The organism is Campylobacter ureolyticus ACS-301-V-Sch3b (assembly GCF_000413435.1).
Lineage (GTDB): Bacteria > Campylobacterota > Campylobacteria > Campylobacterales > Campylobacteraceae > Campylobacter_B > Campylobacter_B ureolyticus_A.
The window spans coordinates 577,719-590,766 of the sequence record NZ_KE340326.1 but is presented as its reverse complement, the minus strand read 5'-3'; the positions used below and the strand labels follow the sequence as shown (position 1 = coordinate 590,766).

Below are 13,048 nucleotides of genomic sequence, written 5' to 3'. Positions count from 1 at the left end.
TTATTTTTTTAAATTTACAATAAACCTACTTTTTTATCGCTATCAAAAGCTGAAATTTGTTCTTTTTTAATCTCATCAATAAAATCTCTCAAGGTAAAAACATCATCGTCTCTAACAGCCACCTTTAATGCCGTATTTTTTAAAACAAGAGTTATTTGCGCACCACTTAGTTCAAATTTAGCAAGCTCATTAAAGCTAAAATTTTCTTCAAAATTTGCATTTTCTGGCATTATTTTTTGCCAAATTATAAGCCTTTCATTAAAATTTGGTTTTTTAAATTCTATTTTGAAATCAAATCTTCTTGAAAAAGCACTATCTAAGCTTTGTAAGAAATTTGTTGTAGCTATTAAAACACCTTCAAATCTCTCAATTTGCTCTAAAAAAATATTTTGCATTTGATTGTGCATTTTATCAGCACTACTTGTTCCACTTTCCATTCTACTTGATAAAAACTGGTCCGCTTCATTTAGCAAAAGCACAGGCTCAATTTTCGCCTCTTTACAAATGCTTTTGTAAGTATCAAAAATTTTCCTTACATTTTGCTCGCTTTCGCCAACATATTTTGATAAAATTTTTGAACAATCAAAACTTAAAACTTGCTTTTTTAAGCTTTTTGCTAAACTTAAAGCACTCATTGTTTTGCCAGTTCCAGCAGGTCCGTAAAAAATAATTTTAGCATCGATTCCTTTTTTTGTCTTTATGCCCCAACTACTAAGTTTATTTATAACATCTTTATCAAGTTGTTTTAAAATAGAATTTAAAACTTCTTTAATTTTTGGATTTAAAACAACATCATCGATGTCAGTATTTGGCTCGATAAGCTCAAAAATTTCGCTTTCTTTTACTATATTTTCAAGCATTGCTTTTTTTGTTTTTTTATCATTTTTTTGTGGATGCATTATGCTATAAAGCACATCTTCACAAATAAAATAGCTTTTATTTATAGAAGTAGCTCCTAAAATTTCATCATAATCTATCAGTCCCAAACTCATTAATTTTGCATTTTCTTCTAACAAGGTTCTATTTTTTAACTTGTGCATCTCATCTTTGCTAATCATTGAAATAAGAGTATTAGAATCTCTTAATATTTCATCCTCGTTTGAATATTCCTCTTTTAAAAGCACTAAAAATATGATTTTTTCTTCTTGGCTTAATGAATATTTTTTAAAAAGCTGTTCAACGCTTAAATTTATCTTAGTTAAATTTACTCTTTGAGTGATTATATTTGTAAGTTTTTCTATTTTTTCATCAAGTTTTGTTCTTATGTCTTTACTTTGTGAATTTAACTTTTTTTTATATAAATTCACGAGTAAAAACTGATCTTCTAAATATTTAAGCTCATCATCGTATTTGGTTATTTCAGGGAGTGTTGTTTTAGTTATGCCACACTCTAAAACAGACAAAAAATATTCGCTTAATTCGATTTCACTATGCAAAAGTGATAGTTTTGTGTTTTGTTTGCTTTTTGAAAATATATTAATATTTTGTGTGATATATCCTAAATTTAATAAATTTTTTATATCATCAAGATATATTAAAAAACCATAACCACTTTCCTCAAAGGCAGTTGATAAGACACTAAAAACACTATTTATCGGCGAGCCTTCAATATAGCTTTTTGTCAAAAACTGAAGTATCCTTGCCTCATTTTCATTAAGCTTTAATAAAGAATAAATCTGAGTTTTTGAAGCAGGTTTTTGCAAAAAATCCATTAAATATTTCAAATTTTTCCTTTTATTTGTTTGAATTTAAATTTTAGCACATTTGTCTTAAAAGTTTTATTTCATCAGCCCAAATTTCAGGATTTATAGTCTCTAAAATAAGAGGAATTTCATCTATGTTTTCATCTCTCATGATATTTTCAAATGCCTCAAGCCCCAAAGTACCTTTTCCAATACTTTCATGACGATCTTTTTTTACACCAAGACTATTTTTACTATCATTTAAATGCATGCCGCTTAGATACTTATATCCAACCAGCCTATCGAACTCACTCATTGTTTTTTTATAATTTTCTTTTGAACGAATATCATACCCGCCAGCAAAGAAATGACAAGTATCAATACAAACGCCAATTCTTTGTTTGTTTTGTGTTTTATCTATTAAATACGCTAGGTGTTCGAGCTTATATCCCAAATTTGAACCCTGCCCAGCTGTATTTTCAATGACTAGCTTAACATCGCTTGTATTTGCAATAATAAAATTTATAGAATTTGAAATATTTTCTAAACATTCATTTTCTGAAATTTCTCTTAAGTGTGAGCCTGGATGAAAATTTATCATCTTTAATCCAAGTAAATTTGCTCTACTAATCTCATCTATAAAAGCATTAATTGATTTTTTTCTTTTTTCAGCATCTGGATGACCCAAATTTATAAGATAGCTATTATGTGGTAAAATATGTTCTTTTTTAATATTTGCAAGTTTTAAATTCTCATCAAATTTATTTATACTTTCAACCTCAAGGGCTTTTGCACTCCATTGTCTTTGATTTTTTACAAATAAGGCAAAGGCATCAGCTCCTATAGTAAGAGCATTTAAAGGTGCATTTTCTACTCCACCAGCTGCACTTACGTGAGCTCCTATTTTTTTCAATTAATCTCCTTAATTACTATTTTTACGCCTTTTTGGTTTTTAAAATAGACTTTATTATCACAAATTTGATAAGTTATATTACTTAAATTTTGATCAAATCCACAATCTGTTTTAACCAAATCTCTTCCATTATAAATAGGTTTTTTGCCTAAAATTTCAGCAAAAAAGCCTTTATAATACGGCATTTTTAAAAAACTTTTGTTAAATTCTATCTCATCTTTACAAACGCCGTTATAACAAATTTTATCTTTTATATTAATTTTTAATATATTAACACCACTGCTGTAAATTTGAAACTCAGTCGATTTATTGCTAGTTTTGATAAAACCTGCATCGCTAAATTTAAAATCTGGACTAACCATAGTAAAAAAAACGCCGTTTTGTTTAATGAAATTTTTTGTGACACATCCACCAAACACAATAATGTAAATTAGAAAAAATATTTTTAAAATTTTATTCATTTTTAAGTAGCCTTTAAGTTAAACTAAAGTATAATCATATTTCATTTATTTTAAAGCGTGGCCCCTTCGTCTAGCGGTTAGGACATCGCCCTTTCACGGCGGTAACACGAGTTCAATTCTCGTAGGGGTCACCATTTAATCCCAACTTATCAAAATATTTAAAAATTAAAATACTCTAAGAAATTCCATACAATTAATAATAATCATATTTTTATAAAAACATATACCAAACCCTAAAAAAATAAACAATATAAAGTAGCTTTTAGCATCATATTATTTATTGTGTAAAGATAAAAATAAGCCTTTTTTAAAGGCTTATTTTTTAGGAACAACAAGCATATTTACGTATCTTCCTTCAAATTTTGGCTCGCTGTCTTTATCACAAACATCGCTTATTGAGTTGTAAACATCGTTTAAAAGCTCAACACCAACTTCAGGGTTTGCCATCTCTCGTCCTTTTAAAAATACGCGAAATCTAACATGCTTTCCACCCTCTAAAAAGTTCATAGCGTGCTTTATCTTATAGTTTATATCATTTTGTGCTATTTTAGCCGATAGTTTTATCTCTTTAATCTCAATAACTTTTTGCCTTTTCTTAGCTTCTTTTTGCTTTTTTTCTTGCTGGTATCTAAATTTACCATAATCCATAATCTTACAAACTGGCGGTTTTGCATCAGGAGCTATTAGCACTAAATCGAGACCTTGTTTGTTTGCTAAGTCTAAAGCCTCATCTTTTGATATGACTCCGTAATTCTCGCCATCATCTCCAACACATCTAACCTCTTTTGCACGAATATCCTCATTTAGATAAACCATCTTTTCCTTACTCAAAAGTGCACCTCATCAAGTTTTTCCTTTATAAATTTAATAAACTCATCAAAGCTTAAATTGCTTTGAGTTCTAGCTCTTCTATCTCTAAGAGCAACACTATTTTTTTCAACTTCTTCATCGCCTATTACTAAAATATAAGGAATGTGAGCCTTCTCAGCTGTTCTTATTCTTTTATTTAAAGTTTCATTTTTACTTAAAATTTCACTATCAACTTCAAGTTTTCTAAGCTCTAAAGCTATTTTTTTCGCATAATCAAAATGCTTATCACTTATAGGAACTATTGCCACGCCAGTTGGTGCTATAAAAAATGGAAGCTCACCTGCAGTATGCTCAATTAAAATTCCTATAAATCTTTCAAAGCTTCCTAAAATTGCCCTATGAAGCATTACAGGGCGCTTTTTTTCATTATTTTCATCAATATATGCTAAATCAAATCTTTCAGGCAAATTAAAATCAACTTGAATTGTTCCGCACTGCCATTTTCTTTTTAAAGCATCGGTTATTTTAATATCAATTTTTGGTCCATAAAATGCACCACCACCTTCATCTATGCCGTATTTATAGCCATTTTCATCAAGTGCTTCTTTTAATGCGTTTGTTGCTACTTCCCATACTTTTTCATCACCTATTGCCTTATCTGGCCTAGTTGAGATTTCCATTTCATAATCAAAATTGAAAGTTTTCATTATATTTTCAACAAAATTTAAAATTTCAAGCACATTTTCTTTTATTTGATTTGGAGCACAAAATATATGAGCATCATCTTGAGTAAATTCTCTAACTCTAAAAAGTCCATGCATAACGCCACTTTTTTCATGCCTATGAACTACTCCGTATTCAAAAAATTTAAGTGGTAAATCACGATAAGACCTAATTTCACTTTGATAAACTTTGATATGTCCTACGCAATTCATAGGCTTTATCCCATATTCTTGTTCATCAATTTTAGTAAAATACATATTTTCTCTATAGTTATCGTAATGACCTGAGGTTTTCCAAGCATCAGCTTTTAAAATTTCTGGTCCTCTAACTGGCTCATAGCCCCTATCTCTATGAATTTTAAACAAAGCTTTTTCAAGTTTTGAGCGCATTCTTGCACCATTTGGAAGCCATATAGCAAGCCCAGCTCCAACCTCTTCATCGAATGTGAAAAGCTTCATTTCATTGCCAAGTTTTCTATGATCTCTCTTTTTTGCTTCTTCAAGCATTTTTAAATGCTCATTTAAGCTTTCTTTATCGGCAAATGCAACCCCATAAATTCTTGTAAGCATTTCACGTTTTTCATCACCACCCAAATATGCACCAGCAACTCTGGTTAGTTTAAAAAATCTTAAATATTTTGTATTTGGAACATGTGGTCCTCTACAAATATCTTCAAATTTGCCTTGTGAATAAATACTTACAACGCCATCAGGTATTCTTTTTAAAACTTCTTGTTTTAAATCATCACCTTTAAATTTAGCGCTAACCTCAGTTTTTGTTGAGTTTGTTTTTATAAAATCAGCCTTTTTTTCGATAAGGCTTTTCATCTTTTTTTCTATTTCTTTTAAATCAGCTTCACCAATTTTGCTACCATCTTCTTTAAAAGCTCTAAAATCATAGTAAAATCCATCTTCAATAGCTGGTCCTACAAAAAATTTTGCATCTGGATAAAGCTCTAAAATGGCTTCTGCCATAAGATGAGCACAGGAGTGTCTAATAACCTCTAATGCTTCTGTTGAGTTGTCAAAATATATTGGCTCTAAGCCTTTTTCGTTTTCATCCACACTAAGAGTGTCTATAATATTTCCATTTAATTTATATGCGATAATATCGCTCATTTTTCTTCCTTTTAAATTTACCGATTTGTCTTTTTTACGATAAAAGAACAACTATTATTCTAGCTTATTATGATTTAAGTTTAACTTAAAGTTGTTATTTAAACTCCTACATTTTTACCTTTTGTTAATCATTTAATTTTTTCGTAACTTTTTTATGCCACAAATTTAGAGTTTTTTCAAAACCAATGTCATTTGCGAAGTAAAATTTAAGTGGAATTTCTAGATAGTCTTGCTCCACAAATCCACCAAAATCATGCGGATATAGATAGTTCTTTATAGCTGGATCTGTGTTTATAAGATATCTTGGAACATTTAATTTGGGGTTGTTTTTAATATATTTTAAAGCTTCATTTATCGCTTTATAGCTTGAGTTTGACTTTGGAGAACTAGCCAAATATACAACACATTGAGATAAAATTATCCTAGCCTCAGGATATCCTATCTTTGAAACAGCTAAAAGCGTATTTGTGGCCAAATTTAATGCACTTGGATTTGCATTTGATATATCTTCACTTGCAAAAATAACAAGGCGTCTTGCGATAAAATCAGCACTTTCACCACCATCAATAAGCCTTGCAAGATAGTAAATACTAGCATCAATATCACTCCCCCTTAAGCTTTTTATCAAAGCACTTGCTAGATTATAGTGCGTATCATCACTACTAACGCCATCTTTTAATGGAAAAGCTCTTAACTCTTTTAATGTTTTTAAGGTGATATTTTTTGAAATTTCTAACGCAAAATCAAGCAAATTAAGCATTGCTCTTGCATCTCCTCCACTTGAGTTTAAGAGATAAGTTTTTGCATCATTTTCAATACTAAATTTAAGTTTATTTTGCACTCTTTGCAAAAGTTCATCTAAATCACTACTTGTTAGGGGTTTAAATTCAAAAAGCATAGACCTAGATCTAATTCCACTGCTTAGCACAAAGTATGGGTTTTCTGTACTGGCACCAATTATTGTTGCTTCACTGTTTTCCATTGGTATAAGCAAGATTTCTTGCTGTGTTTTAGAAAGGCGATGAACCTCATCTATAAAAATAATTGGTTTAATAAGTGAGTTTTTATGCAAATTTAATATTTTTCTAATATCTTCAACTTTTAAACTACTTCCATCAAGTTCATAAAAACTTGTATCAAGCTCATTTGCTATAACTTTTGCAAGAGTTGTTTTTCCACTTCCTGCTGGTCCAAACAACATAATATGCGGAATTTTACCAGATTTTATCAAAGCATAAAGAGCTTTATCTTTGGCTATTATATGTTTTTGTCCGCAAATTTCATCTATGTTTTTTGGCCTAAAATCAAGTGCTAAGTTCATAAAATTCCTAAATTCAGATATGTTTTATTATATCAAATTTGAAATTTATACTTTCTTAGCATTTTAAGATATTGCAATTTTTAAATTTTTTGGCTGCTATGATGATAATTTTAAATAAATACGAAATTTTAGGAAAATTAAAGTTTTAATTGTGTATAATTACAATTCTTTATTTTACAAGTGGGTTCATAGCTCAGTTGGTTAGAGCATCCGGCTCATAACCGGATGGTCCTAGGTTCGAGTCCTAGTGAACCCACCATTTCTTATTCTTAAACATTCATATCAATTCATTTCTACTTTATTAACCACGATTTTTAGGTATTTTAAGAAAATATTAAGCAGTATTAGTTTAAAATTATTTAACTTAATTAATGAAATTTAGTTACCAAAAAAGTTACCTAAAATATAATTTCCTATAAAATAATAAAACCGGTAACTTTTTAACTACACATTCAAACAAAGGAGGTGCTTAGCATGAAAGATAGACCAGATATTTATATAAAAAAACTGAAATCCAAGGATAAGGAGTATTCTGAAAGATTAAGCAACAATCTCTACATTAGAGTTTATCCAACAGGATCAAAGAAATTTTACTATATTTATAGAAACTCTGACAATAAGCAAAGAAAAATTGTTATTGGTAAATATGACGAGGTAACTTTGGCTGATGCAAGACAAAAAGTTACTGAGTTTAATGCTCTTAGACAAAACGGCATAGATGACATAAAAACTTATTTGGATAATGAAGCATCTCTTATAAAAGAAGAGCTTAACAACACTTTTGAAAAAATTTACAATGAATTTGTCAATGAAAAATGGGAAGTAGGCAAAAATATCGATGCGTCAACAGCTAATAGATACAAAAAAGAAATAGAAGAATGGGTGCTTTATGCGATAGGAAACAAACCTATGAGTTCTATTGGGAAGAAAGACATATCTACACTGATATTAAAAAGAGCAAAATCTAGCCCTGTGTGGGCACGTAGATTACACGGATTACTAAATCGAATTTTTAGATATGCTTTATCTTTGGGTTATATAGAAGCAAATGTTGTTTCTAGTATAGAAATGAACGATATCGTAAAAAGACCAGTGACTGTAAATTTCCAAGCTATAACAACAGAGCCATACTTTACAAATTTATGTAAAGCTATTTATAAAAATAGTAATTTAACTACAAAAAATATTCTAAAATTTATGCTTCACATCCCACTTAGATCAAAAAATGCTATATCTTTAAAATGGAACTATGTTGATTTTAATGAAAAACTGCTAATCATACCAAGAGATGAGATGAAAGTAAATAATGTAAATTTAAACGATTTTGTCTTACCACTTAGTGATGAGGTTATTAAAATTCTTAAAAATCAAGAAAAACTTTGTAAAGACTTTGGACTTTTTGGAGATTATGTATTTCCAAGCCTTAAAAACTCAGAATCTGAAAATTCAGAATCTGAAAACTCAAAACCAAAACACATCGCAGCAAATACTATAAATGAAAAATTAAGAGAGATGGGATTTAATAAAGACTTAAACTATCAAAGATCTCATGGCTTTAGAAAAACATATAGCACAATTATTAAAAATGAAAAAGCCTCTAAATTTAGCTTTGAAGCAAGAGAGCTATTTTTAGATCATAGGGTTGGAAATCAAATCTCACTAGCATATAGCTCAGGAGCTATGATGCTAAAGGAACTCAAAGAGATCGCTTCTTGGTGGAGTGGTTTTATCTTAGAGCGAGTTGAAAATCAACTTTAAGGCTATAGTGTTGTTTTAAAAAATTTGTTTGTTTTTTTTAATATTTTTTGTTGTTGGTATTTTTTATAAAAAATTATTTAATATTTACAAATACAAATTTCCCAAATTTTTCTAGATAAACTCATTATTTATGTCTTATATATGATTTTTTTAATTCTAAATTCATTATCTATATATTTTATTCTCAAACCTACAAATAAAACTTATCATAATCCTCTTAAAATCGTATTTTAAGACTTTTTTCAAAATTTATTTTATTATTATTCATCGCTTTTTGACAAAAACAATAAAATGATTAAAAGCTGGTAATATAGGACTTTCATCGTATTTTATAAAACTAAGCTAGCTTAAATTTTTCTATATTTAGTTCATAATTATGTTTATAAATTCTCATTTTACTATAAACCTCACATGTAATTTAATGTTTATGCAGCAAATAAACTAATTTTATTTTTCATATTACTATTTGTAAATTTATGCGTCAAAGCACGCTATATGCCTTATTTACGATTATTTTATTTTTTCATTTTTTGAAATTTTCATCATTAAATTTGTATATATCAACGAAATCAAGTTTTTTATTTTAAACAATGTTTGTCCAAATAAATTCATATCGGCTCAAATAAACTTTTTTAAACATAAAACATCTCCAACTAAAAAGAAAAAAGTTTTTGAAACGCATAAGTTTTAAAAATATTCTTCTTCTTAGAAATACATTATAAAAGGGAGACGACATGATTGTTGAAAATCCTGTATATATAAGAGTTGGCGATGTCGCAAAACTTTGTTCAATATGCAAAACTACCGTTTGGAAGCTAGTAAAAGAAGAAAAATTAAAAACCTACAAGCTTACAGGCGGAATAACACTTTTTAAAAGAGATGAGGTTTTGGAGTATTTTAACTCTCTTACTAGCTGTTCTAAAACTAATGGGTGAATGTATAAAAACTCACAGTCTAGCAAAAAATTTGTAAGCCATATCGTAGCTTCAAATTTATAAATAGTAAATATGAATGGCGTTATTTATGCCGTATATGCTCATTAAAGCCATAAGACGGCACAGTTCATATATACTTGAGTTAGGCTAAATCATATTGCCAAGTTTTTAAAAATTTAACAATCATACTTGGCAAAAAAATATGATAAAAGGAGGTAAAATAATTAAAAATTTCAATAATGCTAGATATATAATTAGTATAAATAACAATAAAAATACTATAAAATTATAAACTGGCTATAAAAAACAAATAAATTTATAGCAATAAATATTTCAGTTAAGCTTTTTAATATTTGCAAAAAACTCTTTACTACTTTTTAAAATTTACTACAATTAAGATTTAGTTTCTTTAGATTTTTTAAAATTTGTATCATACGGACTATCAAACTCATCTTCTTCTACGAAGTTAATTTCTATTTTATGATTAAGAAAAGAACTTGGTGCCAATACTTCTGGTAAAACAAAAAACTCTCTTATATCCACTCCAAAAAGTTTACTAAGTTTAAAAAGATGGATGGTATTAAATCTCTTATCTTTAGAGCAGTTTTCCATGTTTGCATAAGAGCCTTGAGATGCCATTCCTATGCCAAGAGCTGCTTCAAGTTGAGTAATGCCTTTGCTTGATCTAATTTCTTTTACATTTTTAGCAACAGTTGATAGAAACATCTCCTCTTCTTGTTTTGTTGTGATTTGCGGTAGTTGAAGCATTTATTATTTCCTACGGTAAAGTTTTTTATAAGAGTATTTATATTACAATTACGCCTTGTTATCAATCTACTAAAACAATATTTACCAAAAGAAATACTACATCTATATCTCTGGCTTAATGCATTTTTTATAAATTTATAGTATTGATGTTTCAAAAGACAAGCAAATATAATCAAAAAAACTTGATTAAACGCAAAAAATTGTACAAAGATAGTTATTATTATAGACAAATTAAATGCTCTAAATTTCCACGCATATTAATGCCAAACACTATAAAATTTATCATAAGTAGTATTATATGAGAGACTATATACCTTTATTTATCTTTGTATTTTTTAAATCTAGCTTTATAGAGATTTTTGGCGAGAGTTTTTTAAAACTCCAATGCAAATTTAGTTGAGTTTGGAATGCTTACTTCAAAAGGCAATATTTATTAAATTTCTTACATTTTAAAAATTGACATAAATTTTTTGTGTCAAATTTTAGCTGACTTAGCCGCTAATTTACTTTTATCAAATTGCAACATATAATAACACAAAGATTTGTAGCTTTTTATAAATTTCTCTTAAAAGTCACTACCATGCATTTTAACTATACACTATATCAAAACAACTACTTTTTTAAATTTCTATCAATGATTTATAGTGTTACCAAGATATTTTTTATTTTTTAGCATATAACAAAAATATAAATTTTACCAGCCACTATTTGGCGATAAGGATAAAAATATTGCAAAGATTTCTATTTTGCTTCATTTAAAGCTAGAAATGCTTAATAAAAACTCTAGTTCCCTTTTAGGGAAATTAACAAAGAAAAAATCATAGTACATAGCATTAAATATATTGTTTTGTTCTATGGATTAAATAGTTGTATAAAATCTTATTTTAGATGATAAGATAAATACTAACAAAAGAGTCATAACACTTTTAAAACTATAGGTGTTATAACATTTAAAACATTAAAAAGGATGAGATATGAAATCATATCACAACAATGAGCAAATAAAAACTTTGCCTATAGAAAATTTCGGTGCGGCGTTGAATAAAATTACGCCTACTAATAAAGAGTTTAAGCTTGAATTATTTACAGATGATAATTTTAGCAATATGATTATTATTCCAATGCTTTATAACACTGTAGTTACACCCATAACGCCAATAAATCAGCTCTTATCCATAACAACAAGGCACGATAATATTGCAGATTTTAAAATCCCTAACAATCAAAAGCAAACTGACAAATTAAGTGCTAATTTTACAGTAAAGAAAAGGCACTTTAATGTCAAGGATAAAGATGGCAATAATAAAAAAATAGTACTTTATACACCAGAATGGCTAAATAAAAAACAAATTACCATGATAAATTCTTTTTTTAAAGAAGCGTTTTATCGCTTTGAAAATGAGCTAGGGATTAAGAATCCACTAGAAAAAATAAAAGATAAAGCAAAATCGCTAAGCCAGTCTTGTAAGGCTGGAGATTTATCTAGTTTATTTGCAATATATGAATATAAGATCCTAGACAATCAAGTAATAAAGTGGATAAAAGCTTACAAAATAAATGATTATAAACGTTTTATGGCTGTAATAAACAGGCTATAAAGCTTATACTATACAATTTAAGAGTGTGCTTTGCATACTCTTAAATTTATATTTATTTACCTTAACTGCATTAATTTTTTAATAAATTTAAACCAAAAAACACAAATTCTAAAATTAAAAAGAATATCTACCATAGTAAAAGTTAATCATAAGAATAGTTATTGTAAAATTGCTAATCAATATAAATATCTTACTAAATTTTCATTTGGTTAGCTAATAAAATAGCAAAAAGACAAAATTTGGACTTTGAAATTTATATAATTTCTTAGTTAAATCTTAATTAAGTTACAAAAAAAGGAGGAACTGTGACTGAGTATTCAAAACAAATTTTAAGCGATCCTAAGCTTTTAAGAGAAAAGCTATCTATTTATTTAAACGGTTCAAAAAGTGTAGAGAGCTATGCAAAGGCTTGCGAGAAGTTTTTTGAGGCCGGAAAAGGTGAGAAGCTTAAAGAGAAAATGACTTGGAGTTGGACAGCATTTTTATCTAGTTTTTTAGGACCACAGTGGTTTTTACTATATAGAGGAGCTATTAAAAGCTTTTGTTATGTTGTTCTTTTTCTAGTGTGGATAGGTTACAAAGGAACTAATCCTGGAAATGAAACCGATTTTATACTTTTTTGGATACTTTTAAGTTTTATGATCTTTCCAATATGGTATGGAGGTCGTGCTAAATTTGTAGTATGCAAAAGCTTTGTTGAAAAACTAAATTTAGAAAATGATGAAGCCTTAAAGCCAAACAGAAGCTTTCTATATCTCTTTATCGCAGCAAACATAGTTCTACTTTGCGTAGCTGGTTATGATGCTTTCACAGGCGGAGCAAGCAATTATGACGAGTTTGTATCAGTCGTAGAAAATAGTGATAGTTTCAATGCTTTTTCGTTTATATTAACTGCAATACCATTTTTCCTTATAGGTGCATTTTTTGCCCTTATAGGTGGTATATTTTTTTAAAAGGAAAA

Annotated in this window: 11 protein-coding genes and 2 tRNA genes; 6 read left to right on the top strand and 7 right to left on the bottom strand. The window is 28.3% G+C overall.

Features of this window, described 5'->3' with window-relative positions; translation table 11 throughout:
- Positions 1–14: 14 nt before the first annotated feature.
- The 3 genes from HMPREF9309_RS02995 to HMPREF9309_RS02985 are packed head-to-tail and all read right to left on the bottom strand — an operon-like array spanning position 15 to position 3,056.
- Entirely contained in the window at positions 15–1,724 is a 1,710-nt protein-coding gene (locus tag HMPREF9309_RS02995; RefSeq protein ID WP_016646452.1) for an ATP-binding protein, read from the bottom strand.
- Between the two features lie 31 nt (positions 1,725–1,755).
- Positions 1,756–2,595 (bottom strand): deoxyribonuclease IV, encoded by an 840-nt coding sequence (gene nfo, locus HMPREF9309_RS02990; RefSeq protein WP_016646451.1) that lies wholly within the window; start codon positions 2,593–2,595, stop codon positions 1,756–1,758.
- Entirely contained in the window at positions 2,592–3,056 is a 465-nt protein-coding gene (locus HMPREF9309_RS02985; RefSeq protein WP_016646450.1) for a hypothetical protein, read from the bottom strand. The genes nfo and HMPREF9309_RS02985 overlap by 4 nt, the downstream gene beginning before the upstream one ends.
- 59 nt (positions 3,057–3,115) lie before the next feature.
- Between HMPREF9309_RS02985 and HMPREF9309_RS02980 the strand changes: the two genes are divergently transcribed.
- Positions 3,116–3,190: transfer RNA gene (locus tag HMPREF9309_RS02980), tRNA-Glu, on the top strand.
- A 181-nt stretch (positions 3,191–3,371) separates the two neighbouring features.
- On the opposite strand, the gene infC is transcribed toward HMPREF9309_RS02980, so the two are convergent.
- The 3 genes from infC to HMPREF9309_RS02965 all read right to left on the bottom strand — a co-directional run bounded on the left by infC (position 3,372) and on the right by HMPREF9309_RS02965 (position 7,028).
- Entirely contained in the window at positions 3,372–3,887 is a 516-nt protein-coding gene (gene infC / locus HMPREF9309_RS02975; RefSeq protein WP_034907669.1) for a translation initiation factor IF-3, read from the bottom strand.
- Positions 3,884–5,707: a threonine--tRNA ligase gene (gene thrS / locus HMPREF9309_RS02970; protein WP_016646448.1), complete on the bottom strand. Its 1,824-nt coding sequence runs from the start codon at positions 5,705–5,707 to the stop codon at positions 3,884–3,886. Before thrS ends, infC begins: the two co-directional genes overlap by 4 nt.
- A 124-nt stretch (positions 5,708–5,831) precedes the next feature.
- Positions 5,832–7,028: a replication-associated recombination protein A gene (locus HMPREF9309_RS02965; RefSeq protein ID WP_016646447.1), complete on the bottom strand. Its 1,197-nt coding sequence runs from the start codon at positions 7,026–7,028 to the stop codon at positions 5,832–5,834.
- 182 nt (positions 7,029–7,210) lie between these two features.
- Between HMPREF9309_RS02965 and HMPREF9309_RS02960 the strand changes: the two genes are divergently transcribed.
- The 3 genes from HMPREF9309_RS02960 to HMPREF9309_RS02950 all read left to right on the top strand — a co-directional run bounded on the left by HMPREF9309_RS02960 (position 7,211) and on the right by HMPREF9309_RS02950 (position 9,721).
- Positions 7,211–7,287: transfer RNA gene (locus HMPREF9309_RS02960), tRNA-Ile, on the top strand.
- A gap of 215 nt (positions 7,288–7,502) precedes the next feature.
- Positions 7,503–8,786, top strand: coding sequence for a tyrosine-type recombinase/integrase (locus tag HMPREF9309_RS02955; protein ID WP_016646446.1), 1,284 nt, complete (start codon positions 7,503–7,505; stop codon positions 8,784–8,786).
- 734 nt (positions 8,787–9,520) lie between these two features.
- The gene (locus HMPREF9309_RS02950) at positions 9,521–9,721 is read left to right on the top strand and encodes a helix-turn-helix transcriptional regulator (protein WP_016646445.1); all 201 of its coding nucleotides are present in this window, start codon (positions 9,521–9,523) and stop codon (positions 9,719–9,721) included.
- Positions 9,722–10,114: 393 nt separating this feature from the next.
- Here HMPREF9309_RS02950 and HMPREF9309_RS02945 read toward each other — a convergent pair whose 3' ends face one another.
- Positions 10,115–10,489 (bottom strand): helix-turn-helix transcriptional regulator, encoded by a 375-nt coding sequence (locus HMPREF9309_RS02945; RefSeq protein ID WP_016646444.1) that lies wholly within the window; start codon positions 10,487–10,489, stop codon positions 10,115–10,117.
- A gap of 974 nt (positions 10,490–11,463) precedes the next feature.
- On the opposite strand from HMPREF9309_RS02945, the gene HMPREF9309_RS02940 reads away from it, so the two are divergent.
- Together HMPREF9309_RS02940 and HMPREF9309_RS02935 are read left to right on the top strand one after the other, a co-directional pair.
- Positions 11,464–12,087 carry a hypothetical protein gene (locus tag HMPREF9309_RS02940; protein ID WP_016646443.1) on the top strand — a complete coding sequence of 208 codons (624 nt, stop codon included), beginning with the start codon at positions 11,464–11,466 and terminating at the stop codon, positions 12,085–12,087.
- A 305-nt stretch (positions 12,088–12,392) separates the two neighbouring features.
- Entirely contained in the window at positions 12,393–13,040 is a 648-nt protein-coding gene (locus HMPREF9309_RS02935) for a hypothetical protein (protein ID WP_016646442.1), read from the top strand.
- Positions 13,041–13,048: the final 8 nt, after the last annotated feature.

Excerpts from the sequence above, each read along its gene's own strand:
- HMPREF9309_RS02945 (WP_016646444.1), bottom strand. The coding sequence starts at position 10,489 with ATGCTTCAACTACCGCAAATCACAACAAAACAAGAAGAGGAGATGTTT.
- HMPREF9309_RS02955 (WP_016646446.1), top strand. The coding sequence starts at position 7,503 with ATGAAAGATAGACCAGATATTTATATAAAAAAACTGAAATCCAAGGAT.
- thrS (WP_016646448.1), bottom strand. The coding sequence starts at position 5,707 with ATGAGCGATATTATCGCATATAAATTAAATGGAAATATTATAGACACT.
- HMPREF9309_RS02940 (WP_016646443.1), top strand. The coding sequence starts at position 11,464 with ATGAAATCATATCACAACAATGAGCAAATAAAAACTTTGCCTATAGAA.
- HMPREF9309_RS02965 (WP_016646447.1), bottom strand. The coding sequence starts at position 7,028 with ATGAACTTAGCACTTGATTTTAGGCCAAAAAACATAGATGAAATTTGC.
- HMPREF9309_RS02950 (WP_016646445.1), top strand. The coding sequence starts at position 9,521 with ATGATTGTTGAAAATCCTGTATATATAAGAGTTGGCGATGTCGCAAAA.
- HMPREF9309_RS02985 (WP_016646450.1), bottom strand. The coding sequence starts at position 3,056 with ATGAATAAAATTTTAAAAATATTTTTTCTAATTTACATTATTGTGTTT.